Raw genomic sequence first — 15,401 nt, 5'->3', positions numbered from 1 at the left:
CTAGTATTCATTTTATAAAATTCAACCTCTTCTTCGATTATGGTTATAGCTTGACCACCTAGTATTCATTCTATAAAATTCATCCTCTGCTTCTGGTACTATATTTGTTTTATACCACGGCAAATGCTTACAAGTATAAATTCCTGCTACTCTAATGGAATCAAAAAAACCGTTACGAGCAAATTTCTTGTTATAAACAGCAAACGTTGTATCGATAGCGGCTTTGTAAATGGGTACTCCTTCAAGATATGGAGGTAGAAGAAGATGATCACTCCAATAACCTTGTTCCACTTCCCTGACGGTAGCTCCCGTAAGTGGAAATGTTAATGTTTCATCAAAATCAGGTTCAGGTGCAATACTAAGAGCTAATCCTGCCTTATATACATTGAAGTGATCTGTTAAGTCTGCTAAAATATGCAAAAATCCTGCTGGCATGTTTTCATTCAGAGAGAGATCTGGATCAGTAACTGCAAAATAGTTTGGCAGAAGACCTAAAATCTTAGATTGGAAAATATGTCGAGGACCAGTATTAGGAATTTTAAAGACTTTGTATTGAGAACACTTTTCTGATTGGTAAAACTCTAGTAGAGGCGGATATGTTGATCCATGATCCATGATCCATACATCATTGGCTGGAACCCATTTTTGCAACTGGTTCAACGTATTTCTCAAGTAAGTTAAATTATTAAATACAAGAATCGCAATGGGAATACTAGATTGCATGTTTTTTCTCCTTTCCAATAAAAATAAATGGGAAAGGCCTCTTAAACTTGGAAGATGCAGCAAGAATTAAAACTTATAAAAACCTCTCAATCTGGTATCTTAGAATCCCTAGTTTAAGAGGCCTTTCTAGCTATCTTTTCATTTACCTCACTTTTTGCATCAGAACTTGATTATCAAAAGGTCCAGCTCTCATACATTTTTTGGAATTCGGGGCGTGTACGAAGGTCTGTGGTAACATTAGACAATATGGAGTACACCATGTCCATTTGGCCAGCGCTCCATCCATGACCGCCTCCGTGCCCTCTACACGTCATAGTTGGGCCAATTTGCAATCTGCGTTTTCGTAAATTTTCATTCCATGGGCTCCATCCATACCACAGGAGGAAAGCCTTTTCTAGAGGATATTCGATTCTTGGATGAGCTGATGTGTGTCTACCTGGGGTATACCAACCATTAGGATGCTTATGCATAAATCTCAATCTATGACCAACTGTCCCATACGGACATTCTTCAAAAAAACAACCGTGATATCTTTGTAAAACTAAAGGAAGGTTATAATCTGGTTCTTGATAAGCAAAAGCAGGAGGATCAGCCATAATAATTCCTTCGAGTTTGTACATCCCCGAGCCTTGTGCTTCGAAATCTCTTATCATTTCATCTAAGTCCATTTTATAACAACAAAAAAATTCTGTTATATTTAAAACTACCTTCCAGCCTTGTACTCTTTCTTCAATCGCCATTACTTCTTGCTCAACCTGTGGTGTATGAAAAACACTTCCCGACGGTGAATCAACGATTTCCCAATGAGGTGCCAGAGAACGGATGATTTCCACTGATCGGTCTGTAGAGCCATTATTGATTAGAATACCATGTTCGAATAATCGGAGATGATGCTGTAGCCACCATGGAAGCAAGTACTCTTCGTTGTAAAAATGGGATATTAAAGTTGCCAACTAATCCCGCTCCTTTTTTAGTTTTAAAATCCTAATTCACGAAGCTATAAAAATGATGTTTATATCCAATATCATTCCTTTTATTCTAGTAATAGTGTGATCTTCATATTCTATGAATATATGAATAAAAAGGTGTGGGTTTTAATGCATAAAAGAGGCTTTGTCAAAAAAAAGGTTTGTTGATCTAGTGTATAACTTCCTCTAAAAATAGTATGATTCCTTATATTCTATGAATATATGAATAAAAAATTGCCGGCGTAGAAGCTTTGTACATGATCCGAAAAGATGGATCTCCTTACTTGGTTTTTCTGTGCATCCAGAACCTTGATGAGCTACTATCTCGTCAGATAATTGTGATTGCGTGCCTTTTTGTGGTTGTGATATAATCATCTTGGCTATACTTAGAATGATACGGCTGATGAGGAAAGAGTGGGTGCTTACCCACTCTTTCACGTTTGCTAGTGGGTAAAAAGTAGGCTGTGAGTAGCGTAAGGAGGGTTGGCTTTGAGCCGCCATGTCGTAGCGACAGTAGAGAAGTTAGTGACACCAGCACTTGAAGAGCTTCAATTAGAGGTAGTTGAAGTAGAGTACAAGAAGGAAGGATCTAACTATTTTCTTCGAGTTTTTATAGATAAAAACGATGAAGGCAGAGTCGATCTGGATGATTGTGCCAGGGCGAGTGGTTGTGTGAGCGCTCTTCTTGATGAACACGATCCCGTGCCAGGGGCAGAATATATATTGGAAGTGTCCTCTCCAGGAGCGGAACGTCCTTTGAAAAAAGAAAATGACTATCAAAAATCGATTGGAAAGAATGTTTATGTTAGTACATACGAACCGATTGATGGAACAAAGGCGTTTGAAGGTGTTTTAAAAGAAGCAACAACTGACTATTTAACTGTAGACGTTCAAGGAAAAGAAATTGAGATACCGCGCAGTAAAGTGGCAAAAGCAAGACTTGCCATTGTGTTTTAGCGCGAAGGGAGGAACCAAGGCGATGAATGCTGAGTTCATCGAGGCTCTCGGTCAATTAGAGAAAGAAAAAGGAATTAGTAAAGATATTTTGATCGAAGCGATAGAAGCAGCACTGATTTCTGGATATAAACGCAACTTTCACTCTGCTCAAAATGTACGAGTAGATATAGACAGGATGTCAGGAAGAGTTCGTGTATTTGCCAGAAAGAATGTAGTAGAAGATGTTCTCGATCCAAGACTTGAGATTTCTCTTGATGCTTCAAAAGAGATTAATCCTTCTTTTGAATTAGAGGATATCGTTGAAATTGAGGTAACACCTGCTGATTTCGGCCGGATTGCCGCTCAAACAGCAAAGCAAGTGGTTACACAACGGATTCGGGAAGCGGAACGCAGTATCATTTATCAAAACTTTATTGAACGTGAAGATGATATTGTGACGGGCATTGTTCAACGTACTGATAATCGTTACTACTATATCGATCTAGGTAGAGTGGAAGCGATTCTTCCACATAATGAGACAATGCCAGGCGAACGCTTTAAACATGGAGATCGTGTGAAGACCTATGTAACCAAAGTGGAGAAATCTACAAAGGGTCCGCAAATTTTTGTATCACGCACACATCCAGGGTTGTTGAAGCGTTTGTTTGAATTAGAAGTACCAGAGATTTTTGAAGGGATTGTGGAAATTCGTTCCGTTGCTAGAGAGGCGGGTCTCCGTTCAAAAATTGCTGTTTATTCGAGGGATACGAATGTGGATCCAGTCGGTGCTTGTGTTGGTCACAAAGGCGTTCGTGTACAAACAGTGGTAAATGAGCTACGAGGTGAGAAAATTGATATCGTTCGTTGGTCAGAAGAGATGGATGAATGGATTGCCAATGCTCTTAGCCCCTCCAAAGTAACCTCTGTGACGATCTACGAAGAAGAAAAAATGGCACGTGTGATCGTTCCAGATCATCAATTGTCACTAGCTATCGGGAAAGAGGGTCAAAATGCCCGTTTGGCAGCGAAACTGACTAACTGGAAAATTGATATAAAAAGTGAATCAGAAGCAGGTTCTGATTTAGACTCAGATTCGGATTTACCGACTGAAGAATCATAAAGAGCCACTCCATGGATCTTCAATAAGGGAGGTGGTAGGGTTTGAAACAAAAGAAAATCCCTTTACGAAAATGTATCGCTTCGCAAGAGATGTTTCCTAAAAAAAGTCTCATTCGCATCGTTCGTACACCCGATAACGAAGTGCTAATCGACCCTACAAGTAAAAAGTCAGGACGAGGAGCATACCTTTGTGCGAAAGAAGACTATATTGATTTAGCACAAAAACGAAAAGCAATCGAGAGAGCTTTGAAGGTTCAAGTTGATCCAGTTTTGTATGATCAGTTACGAGAGTACGCGAAGACGGTGATTCACGATGAGTAAATTTATTCAGCGCCTTGGACTCGCGATGAGGGCTGGAAAAGTAGTATCAGGGGAAGATCTCGTTCTGCGAGAAGTACGTTCGAAAAAGGCGCGCCTTGTGATTCTTTCGCAAGACGCGGCCCAAAATTCAGAGAAGAAGATAACAGATAAGTGTAGTACTTATCAAGTTCCGCTGCTCCGATTTGGTACAAGACAGGAGTTGGGGCTTGCTATTGGCAAACCAGAACGTGTCGTCATAGCAATTACAGATCCAGGGTTTGCCCGAATGCTTCAAGAATCAATTGAAAAGGGATGACTGGGATGGCTAAGATGCGTGTGTATGAATACGCCAAAGCGCAAAATATGAGTAGTAAAGAAGTTCTCACGATTCTAGAGAGAATGAACACGAAAGTTAATAATCACATGAGCGTGATGGACGAAGGAATGATACAAAAAGTGGAGCAATTTAACAAAAAAGTAAAAGAGGAAGCAAACGCAAAACCAAGCGAGAGCAAGCCTCAGGGAGAGGCAACAACTCCAAAACACACCGAAGGAAACAATAGTGAAAGTAGCCAACGCCCAAGCGGAGATCGCGGCCCACGTCCGAGTGGCGACCGAGGTCCACGCCCAAGCGGAGATCGTGGCCCACGTCCGAGTGGCGACCGAGGTCCACGTCCAAGCGGAGATCGCGGCCCACGTCCGAGTGGTGACCGAGGTCCACGTCCAAGCGGAGATCGCGGCCCACGTCCGAGTGGTGACCGAGGTCCACGTCCAAGCGGAGATCGCGGCCCACGTCCAGGAGGCGACCGAGGTCCACGTCCAAGCGGAGATCGCGGCCCACGTCCAGGAGGCGACCGAGGTCCACGTCCAAGCGGAGATCGCGGCCCACGTCCAGGAGGCGACCGAGGTCCACGTCCAAGCGGAGATCGCGGCCCACGTCCAGGAGGCGACCGAGGTCCACGTCCAAGCGGAGATCGCGGCCCACGTCCAGGAGGCGATCGTGGTCCACGTCCAGGAGGCGATCGTGGTCCACGTCCAGGAGGCGACCGGGGTCCACGTCCAGGAGGAGATCGCGGCTCACGTCCAGGAGGCGGAAACAGTCAACGTCCGGCTGCCTTTGTAGCGCCTGATGTTCGTCCGACTACAGGTGCAGGTGGTCCATTTGCATCGAAGAAGGAGCAAGCCAAAAAACATAGCCGTTCCTATGATTCGGATGAAAAGAACTCTAGACCTCGTTCAGGTCCACGTAAAGGATTTGGTAAGAAGGGTAGAAGACAGGCTCCGAAGGAGAAGATCGCCCCTGTACTGCCAAAAGAAATCGTGGTTTCTGGACCTCTTGCAGTAGGAGATTTTGCTAGATTGCTTCGTAAAGAGGCTTCTGAGGTAATTCGTAGCTTAATCAAATCAGGAATCATGGCTACCATTAACCAAGAAATCGATGTAGAGACCATGGCAGTAATCGGGGAAGAGTTTAAAATCCCAGTTACCTTCAAGGAAGAGATTGATGAGTCTTTATTCGAAGACGTAACAGAATCAGATGAGGATGCAAACCTTGAAGAGCGCCCACCAGTTGTTACCATTATGGGACATGTAGACCATGGTAAAACGACCTTATTGGATAAGATTCGTTCTTCCAATGTAACGTCCGGAGAAGCAGGTGGAATTACTCAACATATCGGTGCTTATCAAGTAGATGTAAATAATAAAAAAATTACGTTCCTCGATACTCCGGGCCATGCTGCCTTTACGAGCATGCGTGCCCGCGGAGCGCAAGTTACCGATATTACAATCTTAGTTGTTGCGGCTGATGATGGTGTAATGCCACAAACAATTGAGGCGATCAACCATGCGAAAGCTGCCGGTGTACCGATTATTGTTGCTGTAAACAAAATGGATAAGGTAGATGCAAATCCAGACCGTATTAAGCAACAGTTGACAGAATATGAACTGGTCCCTGAAGAATGGGGCGGAGATACTATTTTCGTACCAGTTGCTGCTATTAAGGGCGAAGGTATTGAAGAATTGCTCGAAATGGTTCTCTTAGTATCAGAGGTTCAAGAATATAAAGCGAACCCGAATAAACGTGCTCGCGGTGTCGTAATCGAGGCTGAGTTAGATAAAGGACGTGGTGCTGTTGCAACCATTCTTGTACAAAATGGTACCTTACATGTAGGGGATGCAGTCGTAGTAGGTAACTACTTCGGTAAGATCCGTGCGATGGTAAATGATCGTGGTCGCCGAGTAAAAACAGCTCTTCCTTCTACACCAGTTGAGATCTTAGGATTGCCTCAAGCGCCAAGTGCTGGAGATCCATTTATGGTGTTTGAAGATGAGCGAAAAGCTCGTGCAATTGCAGATCGCCGTGAGATGAAACAGCGTGAAGAAGATCGTGGATCTAGAAGTCGTGTAACCTTGGATGATCTATTTAAACAAATCCAAGAAGGCGAAGTTAAAGAAATCAATATCATTGTCAAAGCAGACGTACAAGGTTCTGCTGAAGCATTGCGCGGCTCTTTAGAGAAGATTGAAGTTGCGGGAGTTCGGGTAAAAATTATTCATGTCGGTGTAGGAGCGATTACAGAGTCAGATATTACTCTTGCTTCTGCTTCTAATGCGATCGTCATTGGATTTAACGTACGTCCTGATAACAATGCTCGTACTGCTGCCGAGAAGGAAAGTGTAGATGTTCGTCTCCACACAATCATCTACAAAGCCCTAGAAGAAATCGAATCTGCTATGAAGGGAATGCTAGACCCTGAGTATGAAGAGAAAGTTCTTGGCTTGGTAGAAGTACGTCAAACCTTCAAAGTGTCTAAAGTTGGTACGATTGCAGGTTGTTACGTCTTGGAAGGTAAAGTAGTCCGTGATGGCAAAGTCCGCATAATTCGTGAAGGTATTATTGTTCACGACGGTAAGGTGGATGCATTGAAACGCTTTAAAGATGACGTAAAAGAAGTGGCTACAGGGTATGAATGTGGCATTACCTTGGAAAATTATAATGATATCCAAGAAGGAGACCAGCTCGAAATTTACGTGATCCAAGAAGTGGAGCGGAAATAGCCCTGCATCTCTTCGATGCCGATATCACATTTGTCTAGACGGAGGAGGTGCTGATCTTGGCACGCATCCGAGTGAGCCGAGTCGGTGAACAGATTAAGAAAGAGTTAAGTTTAATTGTGCAACAAGAATTGAAAGACCCGCGTATTGGATTTGTTACCATTACAGATGTTGAGATGAGTGGAGACTTATCCATCGCTAAAATTTACATTAGTGTGTTTGGTAGTGCGGAACAAAAACAAGATTCCCTGCATGGTTTAGAAAAAGCAAAAGGATTCTTGCGTTCTGAAGTGGGCCGTCGTGTCCACATGCGTCATACTCCAGAGTTAGTCTTCGTGATGGACGAATCTCTGGAGCATCATGCTCATATTTCCAAATTGCTAAATGATGTAAAGACACCGGAGCAAGATGCATGATGAATTCGTTTTCAGATGCAACTCGCTTCATCCAATCAACGGACCATGTATTAATTACAGGGCACCTTCATCCAGATGGTGATGCCATTGGTTCCACTTTAGCAGCAGCTTGGATCTGTAAATCGTTAGGGAAGACCGTTACATTGGCCAATGATTCCCATGTGCCTGATCGGTATCTGTTTCTCCCTGACGCGGATCAGATTGAGCCAGCAGAAGAGATTGGAAGGCGATTTCAATATGTACTTGCCCTTGATTGTGCGGATGAAGCACGTATTGGAAAGGTACGTCATCTGTTTTCAGAAGGCGTACAGATTTGCAATATTGATCATCATGCGACCAATGATTTATACGGTGCAGTAAATATTGTGATGCCAAATGCGTCTTCTACTGTGGAGATCCTAATGGACTGGATGGAAGAGTTAGCGCTTCCGCTTGATCGAACGATGGCAACATTTCTCTATACCGGATTGCTGACGGATACAGGTGGTTTTCGGTATTCGAATACTTCTCCCAAAGTTCTCATGCAAGCCGCTAAGTTAGTTAGTATGGGAATCGAAGGTCACCACCTAGCCGATCGTCTGTTAGAAACGGTTTCGTTTAGGGAGTTACAACTACTCCAAGTCGCTTTATCGACATTGACGCTTTCGTTTAATGGAAAAGTGGCTTGGATGGTATTAACTCAGGATGATTTTAAAGAATTACATGCTACTTCAGATGATATTGGAGAGATTGTCAATTACGCCCGTAACATTGAAGGGGTAGATGTTGGAATCCTATTTCGCGAAGAAAGTGATCATTTTAAAGTGAGCCTTCGTTCTCGCGGGCTAGTGGATGTAGCAGAAGTGGCAAAATGTTTTGGTGGCGGCGGTCATGCTAGAGCTGCTGGGTGCTCCATGGATGAGAAGTCGATGGAAGCAGTAGAGCAACAAGTTTTACACGCAATTTATGAGCGTTTAGGAGGCTTGCCAGTATGACTTGGCACGGTGTTCTTCCCATCTATAAACCCCGTGGGATGACTTCTCATGATGTGGTGGGACGCATCCGTCGCATTGCTGGTCAGAAACGAGTAGGACATACGGGCACGCTCGATCCAGAAGTGGAGGGCGTGCTTCCTATTTGTTTGGGCCAAGGTACACGGGTGGTTGAATATATTCAGGATTTGCCAAAGCGTTATCGTGGTAGACTAAAGTTGGGGATCGCGACTGATACAGAAGATCAGACAGGTACGGTTATCGAAGATAAGCCTTTCAATCGCTCTCTTGTGAAAGAAGAAATCAAGCAAATATTTTCTTCTTTTTTAGGAGAGATTGAGCAGATTCCCCCTATGTACTCGGCTGTAAGGGTTCAAGGGAAGCGTCTGTATGATTTAGCGCGTGAGGGGAAGGTCGTGGAACGTAAACCACGTAAAGCGACCATTTATGAGTTAACCTGTATCGATTTTCAAAATGGAGAGTATCCTGAAATCGAGTTTGATGTATTGTGTTCCAAAGGCACATATGTACGAACTTTGTGCGTAGATATCGGAAAAGCTTGGGATACACCCGCTCATATGACCTCTTTAACACGTATAGAGAGCGGTTCTTTTCATTTGGAGTCTTGCTTTACTTTGGAAGAAGTGGCAGATTTACAAGCAAAGGGCCGTCTGGATGATGCGCTGGTTCCCATTGGAGAGGCGATCTCCCATTTTCCTAGTTTAGTGATATCCGAGCAAGAAGGACGCGATGTGCTAGACGGCAAGCCGATTCGAGTGGACCAGTTAGTGACACGTGATGCGGAACTCATAAGAGTGTATACAGAAGCAGGGCGATTTTGTGCCATTTATCGGTTGGTGGAGGATGGCATAGCAAAGCCGGAAAAAGTATTTCGGGATGTGGAATAGTATGCAAAGGAATCATATTACGTACCCTATACGACAAGTGATTAACGGGCGAGTTGTGATGGCATTAGGTTACTTTGATGGAATTCATTTGGGACATCAGGCTGTATTAGCGGAAGCGAGCCGATTAGCAGAAGAGCTACAAGCAAAGCCAGCTGTGATGACATTTTCCCCCCATCCTCGTGAAGTGCTAGGGAATGAAGCTAATTTGCGCTTTATGACCCCTCTTCCCGAGAAAATGCAACTCTTTGAGGAACACGGACTTCAGCACGCTTATATTATGAAATTTGATGAGGAGTTTGCAAAGCTTTCTGCCGATCAATTTGTGGAAGAGATTTTGCTTCCACTGGGAGTAGTTGGGGTTGTAACGGGCTTTAATTACCGATTTGGCCGTTTTGCAGCAGGAACACCTCAAGATTTAGAACGACTTGGGCAAGGTCGGTTTGTGACAAGGCAGGTGGGGCCTGTGCTAATTGATCAGGTTCCAGTCAGCAGTACGCGAATCCGAGAAGCTTTAACCACTGGACAGGTCGAGCTAGCTAATCAAATGTTAGGTCGTCCATATCGAACGAGAGGTACGGTCATACACGGAGATAAGCGGGGGAGATTAATGGGCTTCCCAACAGCTAATTTACAAGAATTATATTCCTATTTTCCTCCGAATCGTGGCGTGTATGTTGTTCGTGTTTTTCATGGGCAAAGTCAAAGTTATGGGATTATGAATATCGGGATTCGCCCAACTTTTACAGATCCAGTACCAAGAGAGCGATATGAAGTCCATCTTCTTGATTTTCAAGGAGACTTGTATGATCAAGTATTAGATATTGAATACCTTCACTATATTCGTCCTGAGCAGAAGTTCCCATCTATGGATGCATTAGTGGATCAGATTCGACTAGATAGGCAACAGGCTGTAGGGTGGCTATCTACACATACTTCGACTTCCCTTGTATAACAAAGGTTCTCTATGATATAATGCTTCAGGTATACTGATGCAACCTTAGCTCGGATCGCTCGATTGCCTCGACGACAATCTGGGTTACAGGGGTTTTCGGTAATAAAACAGGAGGTGACATGCTAATGAGCTTGTCTTTGGATAAAAAACGTGAAATCATCAGTGAGTATAAAACTCACGAAAGCGATACTGGATCTCCAGAAGTGCAAATCGCTATGTTGACCTATCGCATCAATGAATTGAACGGTCACTTAAAAGACCATAAAAAAGACCACCACAGCCGTCGTGGACTTTTAAAAATGGTAGGTCATCGTCGTAACTTGCTTACTTACCTTAAAAACAAGGATGTCGCTCGCTACCGCGAGTTGATCGGCAGACTTGGTTTACGTCGATAGTTTCGATTAGCGGGGTTTTTCACCCCGCTTTTTGTTATTTATATTAAATGACGTACGAGAAGGAAATACTGTTTAAATGAAGAATATTGGAATGTTGTCTCGTTGACGAGAGGAGGATTTAACAGGCATATGCAACATCAACCTGTTGTTTTTGAAACGGAGCTTGCCGGTAGGAAGCTTTCCTTTGAGATTGGCAAATATGCAACCTTAGCGAATGCATCTGTGCTTGTTCGTTACGGAGAATCGGTTGTCATGACCGCAGTTGTGGCATCCAAGGAGCCAAAGGACTTAGATTTCTTTCCTTTGACCGTGAATTATGAAGAGCGCTTATACGCAGTGGGAAAAATCCCAGGTGGCTTTATTAAGCGAGAAGGGCGCCCAAGCGAGAAAGCTGTATTGGCTAGTCGTCTGATTGACCGCCCTGTCCGTCCGTTATTTCCAGACGGTTTTCGCCACGATGTCCAAATCGTAAATACGGTGATGTCAGTAGATCAAGATTGTTCCACTGAAGTTGCAGCGATGATTGGTACATCTTTAGCATTGTCGATCTCAAATATTCCGTTTGAAGGTCCCATTGCGGGTGTGATTGTAGGACGAGTAGAGGGTGAACTTGTACTAAATCCGACTGTTGAACAGATGGACAACTCAGACTTACACCTCGTAGTCGCAGGTACCAAAGATGGAATTAATATGGTCGAAGCAGGATCCAAGCAGATCCCAGAAGAGACGATCTTAGAAGCAATCCTGTTTGGCCATGAAGAAATCAGTCGCTTGGTAGCGTTCCAAGAAGAGGTTGTGGCTCAAGTAGGCCAAAGTAAAATGGAGGCCACTTTATATGAGGTGGATTCCGAATTACAAGCCCGGATTAGAGAAATGGCTCTCTCTAAAACGACTCTTGCTGTTCAAGTGATCGAGAAGCAAGCCCGCCAAGAGGCGATCGATACAGTGAAAAGCGAAGTGATTCAAGCTTTCCAAGCAGAGCTTTCGGAAGAAGAATTTGTTGCTGTTAGTAAGGACATCCATATCGTTCTAGATTCACTTGTTAAAAAAGAAGTACGTCGTTTGATCTTGGAAGAAGGAAAACGCCCTGATGGACGTACGACTGAGCAAATTCGCCCATTAGTAAGTGAGACGGGAATTCTTCCTCGTACGCATGGATCGGGTCTGTTCCGTCGTGGTCAGACGCAGGTACTGAGCATCTGTACACTCGGTGCACTGGGTGATGTTCAGATCTTAGATGGACTAGACTTAGAAGAGTCTAAACGCTTCATGCATCATTACAATTTCCCACCGTATAGTGTAGGGGATGCACGTCCTCTCCGCGCTCCGGGACGTCGTGAAATTGGTCATGGTGCATTAGGTGCACGCGCTCTAGAACCTGTTATCCCATCTGAAGAGGATTTCCCTTACACGATCCGCTGTGTGTCGGAAGTATTAGAGTCCAACGGTTCTAGCTCCCAGGCGAGTATTTGTGCCTCTACCTTGGCACTGATGCATGCAGGTGTACCGATTCAAGCTCCTGTTGCAGGAATCGCGATGGGCTTGATTAAAGATGAGGACAAAGTAGCGGTTTTAACCGATATTCAAGGTATGGAAGATCATCTGGGTGATATGGACTTTAAAGTGGCTGGTACTCGCAATGGTGTGACCGCCCTACAAATGGATATCAAAATCTCAGGGATCAATCGGGAGATTTTAGAACGCGCGCTTGAGCAAGCTAAGGCAGCACGTCTCCTTCTATTAGATAACATGGAGGCAACTATCTCAGAGCCAAGCGAAGAGTTATCACAATACGCGCCTAAAATTATGACGATGCGAATTCATCCTGATAAGATTCGCGATGTGATCGGACCTAGTGGAAGAGTAATCAATAAGATTATTGAAGAAACAGGTGTTAAGATCGATATCGAGCAAGATGGGCGAATCTATATTGCTTCCCCAGATGCGAAAGCAAACGACCGTGCGAAGCAAATCATTGAAGATCTAGTACGTACGGTGGAAGTAGGACAGGTTTACCTAGGAACTGTCAAACGTGTTGAGAAATACGGAGCCTTTGTGGAACTATTCCAAGGAAAAGAAGGATTAGTACACATTAGCCAACTTGATGTGAATCGTGTTGCGAAAGTTCAAGATGTCGCGAATGTGGGCGATAAAATTGAAGTGAAAGTGACAGAGATCGACGATCAAGGACGTGTAAACCTCTCACGAAAAGTATTATTAAAGGTAGAAGAAGAAAAGAAAAAAGCGGATACTCCTTCATAGGAAACTCGTAAAAGAGTCAGAGCGATCTGTCTCTTTTTTATATGGAAAACGTGCTGAAATGGACAACTCCTGCATACCGTGTAAGCATAGGAGGTGTCCTAAAGTGAATGATTCCAAACGAATAATAGCCATCTTTATTTCCTTTATTATCGCGATATCCATCGTTCAAACAGAATCAATCCAACAGTTCGTTATGCAAGTGAAAAGTAACTCCGTTTTCTCCGTCGCCCAATATACAGATGAGGAAAAACGTTACCTACAAAAGATTAAGCAAGATGTATCCAAACACTACAAAGCACCCATCGATGCCAAAGTGGACTCCGTGTGGAAAGCGATTCCTGAATTGGATGGACAAGAGGTAGACATCCAGGCCTCACTAAAAGCTTCTATACAAAAGAATAATGGCGAGATTGTCTGGAAATATAAAAAGCTGACTCCTAAGAAGCGCTTGTCTGATTTGGGTAATGTACCTGTTTATAGAGGGAATCCAGAGCAAAAAGCAGTGGGTCTAATGATTAATGTGGCTTGGGGTACGGAGCATTTAAAAGAGATGTTAGCCATTCTGGATAAAGAAGGGATTAAAGCCACCTTTTTTTTAGATGGATCTTGGTTAAATAAAAATCAAGAAGTAGCAAAAGAATTAGTGAAAAAGGGGCATGAGATAGGAAATCATGGCTATACTCATCCATTAATGGGCCAAGTTTCGAAAGAGCGCGTGGAAAGAGAAATCACCCGAACAGAGGATTTAATCTACCAAACCTTACACATACATAGTAAATGGTTCGCTCCACCAGCAGGTGACTTTAACCAACAAGTAGTGGAGACAGCAGAGAAGTTTAACATGAAAACCATTCTCTGGACGTGTGATACGGTCGATTGGAAAAAGAGTTCATCGCCCGAGAAGATCGTAAGTCGTACGCAGAAAGTGGAATCAGGAATGCTTCTATTAACTCATCCAACGGATCGTACGGTGGTTGCATTGCCTAGTATTATTCAAGAAGTAAAGAAAAAAGGGCTTGTTCTGACAAGCGTCGGAAAAGTTCTATCACCAGAACGAATCGACTAATTGAGCGATCTTTCCAATTCTGCTATAGTGGGGATGTTGGCAAGGTTTTCTGGCTCGCTTTATAGATAGAGTAGGGGGATGAAAGTGATCATAAAACATACTCTCCCCAATGGAGTGAGGATTGTGGCGGAGTCTATTCCGCATGTTCGCTCTATTGCTTTGGGGATTTGGACGGGAGCGGGTTCTGAAAGAGAAACACCCCAAAATAATGGGATCTCACATTTTATCGAACATATGTTATTTAAAGGAACGGCCACTCGAACTGCACGCCAGTTAGCGGAAAGCTTTGATGAAATTGGCGGACAAGTAAATGCTTTTACAGCCAAAGAGATGACTTGCTATTATGCAAAAGTATTAGATGAGCATTTTCCAACCGCTTTAGACATCTTAACCGATATGCTTTTTCATTCTCAGTTTCGTTCGGAAGAGATTGAAAAAGAGAAGAAAGTGATTATCGAAGAGGTTCGCATGGTCGAAGATACTCCAGATGATCTCGTACATGACCTATTAGCAGAGGCTTCCCTGGGTAATCATTCACTCAGTCTCCCTGTTATTGGTACAGTTGAAAACATCCAATCTTATACACGAGATCAACTTTTATCTTATATGAATGATCATTATCATCCACATAATTTGATTGTCTCCATTGCAGGGAACTTGCCAGAGGATTTCTTAAAGCAGATCGAAGAGAAATTTGCAAATCACTCGGGAAGTCAGGCTCAGTCTGTTATGGAGCAACCTGTTTTTACTGCGCAACAAAAAATCAAGCAAAAAGTAACAGAGCAAACACATCTCTGTATTGGTTTACCAGGTCTTGCAATCGGGGATTCTCGTTTATATCAGCTTATTTTATTAAACAATATTTTAGGCGGTAATATGAGCTCGCGGTTATTTCAAGAGATTCGTGAGGAGCGGGGTCTTGCTTACTCAGTCTTCTCGTATCATTCTGCACATAAGGAAACAGGGCTATTTGCTGTATATGCAGGGACTGCACCGGGTCAGGAAGAAGAAGTTATGGACGTAGTTCACCATACTTTGGATCAAGTGGTTGCACATGGAATAACCGATTCAGAGCTCAAAAAAGCAAAAGACCAATTAAAGAGTAGCATCGTATTGGGCTTAGAAAGCACCAGTAATCGTATGAGTCGACTGGGTCGGAATGAAATTTTATTAGGACGACATTACACATTAGATGAAATTATGGAGTTCGTTACACGTATAACACTCGATGAATTAAATGAGATGGCACGTACCACCCTCTCATCACCTATGTCATTGGCGATGATTTCACCGGATGGCAAGGTACCTAATTCGTTTCGAGGCTAGGA

General features: G+C 43.5%; 15 protein-coding genes. 13 read left to right on the top strand and 2 right to left on the bottom strand.

Annotated features, from left to right (window positions below; translation table 11 throughout):
* Positions 1-21: 21 nt before the first annotated feature.
* Both EDD57_RS02440 and EDD57_RS02435 read right to left on the bottom strand, forming a co-directional pair.
* Positions 22-723 carry a hypothetical protein gene (locus EDD57_RS02440; RefSeq protein ID WP_131847892.1) on the bottom strand — a complete coding sequence of 234 codons (702 nt, stop codon included), beginning with the start codon at positions 721-723 and terminating at the stop codon, positions 22-24.
* Positions 724-896: 173 nt separating this feature from the next.
* The gene (locus tag EDD57_RS02435) at positions 897-1,676 is read right to left on the bottom strand and encodes a glycosyltransferase family 2 protein (protein ID WP_131847891.1); all 780 of its coding nucleotides are present in this window, start codon (positions 1,674-1,676) and stop codon (positions 897-899) included.
* Positions 1,677-2,180: 504 nt separating this feature from the next.
* Between EDD57_RS02435 and rimP the strand changes: the two genes are divergently transcribed.
* The 13 genes from rimP (at position 2,181) to EDD57_RS02370 (ending at position 15,399) form a co-directional block, all read left to right on the top strand.
* Positions 2,181-2,648, top strand: coding sequence for a ribosome maturation factor RimP (gene rimP, locus EDD57_RS02430; RefSeq protein WP_131847890.1), 468 nt, complete (start codon positions 2,181-2,183; stop codon positions 2,646-2,648).
* 22 nt (positions 2,649-2,670) lie between these two features.
* On the top strand, positions 2,671-3,747 hold the full coding sequence (gene nusA, locus EDD57_RS02425) for a transcription termination factor NusA (RefSeq protein ID WP_131847889.1): 1,077 nt from the start codon (positions 2,671-2,673) through the stop codon (positions 3,745-3,747).
* 41 nt (positions 3,748-3,788) lie between these two features.
* The gene (gene rnpM / locus EDD57_RS02420) at positions 3,789-4,067 is read left to right on the top strand and encodes an RNase P modulator RnpM (RefSeq protein WP_131847888.1); all 279 of its coding nucleotides are present in this window, start codon (positions 3,789-3,791) and stop codon (positions 4,065-4,067) included.
* On the top strand, positions 4,060-4,362 hold the full coding sequence (locus EDD57_RS02415) for a YlxQ family RNA-binding protein (RefSeq protein ID WP_131847887.1): 303 nt from the start codon (positions 4,060-4,062) through the stop codon (positions 4,360-4,362). The genes rnpM and EDD57_RS02415 overlap by 8 nt, the downstream gene beginning before the upstream one ends.
* A 5-nt stretch (positions 4,363-4,367) precedes the next feature.
* Entirely contained in the window at positions 4,368-7,106 is a 2,739-nt protein-coding gene (gene infB / locus EDD57_RS02410; RefSeq protein WP_131847886.1) for a translation initiation factor IF-2, read from the top strand.
* A 56-nt stretch (positions 7,107-7,162) separates the two neighbouring features.
* Positions 7,163-7,519 carry a 30S ribosome-binding factor RbfA gene (rbfA, locus tag EDD57_RS02405; RefSeq protein ID WP_072332583.1) on the top strand — a complete coding sequence of 119 codons (357 nt, stop codon included), beginning with the start codon at positions 7,163-7,165 and terminating at the stop codon, positions 7,517-7,519.
* Positions 7,516-8,493, top strand: a complete 978-nt coding sequence (locus tag EDD57_RS02400; RefSeq protein WP_131847885.1) for a DHH family phosphoesterase — start codon at positions 7,516-7,518, stop codon at positions 8,491-8,493. Before rbfA ends, EDD57_RS02400 begins: the two co-directional genes overlap by 4 nt.
* Positions 8,490-9,398: a tRNA pseudouridine(55) synthase TruB gene (gene truB / locus EDD57_RS02395; protein ID WP_131847884.1), complete on the top strand. Its 909-nt coding sequence runs from the start codon at positions 8,490-8,492 to the stop codon at positions 9,396-9,398. Before EDD57_RS02400 ends, truB begins: the two co-directional genes overlap by 4 nt.
* A 1-nt stretch (position 9,399) precedes the next feature.
* Positions 9,400-10,350, top strand: a complete 951-nt coding sequence (locus EDD57_RS02390) for a bifunctional riboflavin kinase/FAD synthetase (protein WP_165873638.1) — start codon at positions 9,400-9,402, stop codon at positions 10,348-10,350.
* A 125-nt stretch (positions 10,351-10,475) separates the two neighbouring features.
* The gene (rpsO, locus tag EDD57_RS02385; protein WP_131847882.1) at positions 10,476-10,745 is read left to right on the top strand and encodes a 30S ribosomal protein S15; all 270 of its coding nucleotides are present in this window, start codon (positions 10,476-10,478) and stop codon (positions 10,743-10,745) included.
* Positions 10,746-10,874: 129 nt separating this feature from the next.
* On the top strand, positions 10,875-13,007 hold the full coding sequence (pnp, locus tag EDD57_RS02380) for a polyribonucleotide nucleotidyltransferase (protein WP_131847881.1): 2,133 nt from the start codon (positions 10,875-10,877) through the stop codon (positions 13,005-13,007).
* Between the two features lie 103 nt (positions 13,008-13,110).
* Positions 13,111-14,073: a polysaccharide deacetylase family protein gene (locus EDD57_RS02375; protein WP_165873637.1), complete on the top strand. Its 963-nt coding sequence runs from the start codon at positions 13,111-13,113 to the stop codon at positions 14,071-14,073.
* A gap of 78 nt (positions 14,074-14,151) precedes the next feature.
* Entirely contained in the window at positions 14,152-15,399 is a 1,248-nt protein-coding gene (locus EDD57_RS02370; protein ID WP_131847879.1) for a M16 family metallopeptidase, read from the top strand.
* Positions 15,400-15,401: the final 2 nt, after the last annotated feature.

This window comes from Baia soyae (genome assembly GCF_004341445.1).
GTDB classification, from domain to species: domain Bacteria; phylum Bacillota; class Bacilli; order Thermoactinomycetales; family Thermoactinomycetaceae; genus Baia; species Baia soyae.
The sequence above is the reverse complement of the archived record's forward strand: the minus strand, read 5'-3'. Positions and strand labels throughout refer to the sequence as shown.

Bases quoted from the DNA above. Each gene is read 5' to 3' on its own strand.
- EDD57_RS02440 (WP_131847892.1), bottom strand. From the start codon at position 723: ATGCAATCTAGTATTCCCATTGCGATTCTTGTATTTAATAATTTAACT.
- nusA (WP_131847889.1), top strand. From the start codon at position 2,671: ATGAATGCTGAGTTCATCGAGGCTCTCGGTCAATTAGAGAAAGAAAAA.
- EDD57_RS02415 (WP_131847887.1), top strand. From the start codon at position 4,060: ATGAGTAAATTTATTCAGCGCCTTGGACTCGCGATGAGGGCTGGAAAA.
- infB (WP_131847886.1), top strand. From the start codon at position 4,368: ATGGCTAAGATGCGTGTGTATGAATACGCCAAAGCGCAAAATATGAGT.
- EDD57_RS02400 (WP_131847885.1), top strand. From the start codon at position 7,516: ATGATGAATTCGTTTTCAGATGCAACTCGCTTCATCCAATCAACGGAC.
- truB (WP_131847884.1), top strand. From the start codon at position 8,490: ATGACTTGGCACGGTGTTCTTCCCATCTATAAACCCCGTGGGATGACT.
- EDD57_RS02390 (WP_165873638.1), top strand. From the start codon at position 9,400: ATGCAAAGGAATCATATTACGTACCCTATACGACAAGTGATTAACGGG.
- rpsO (WP_131847882.1), top strand. From the start codon at position 10,476: ATGAGCTTGTCTTTGGATAAAAAACGTGAAATCATCAGTGAGTATAAA.
- pnp (WP_131847881.1), top strand. From the start codon at position 10,875: ATGCAACATCAACCTGTTGTTTTTGAAACGGAGCTTGCCGGTAGGAAG.
- EDD57_RS02370 (WP_131847879.1), top strand. From the start codon at position 14,152: ATGAAAGTGATCATAAAACATACTCTCCCCAATGGAGTGAGGATTGTG.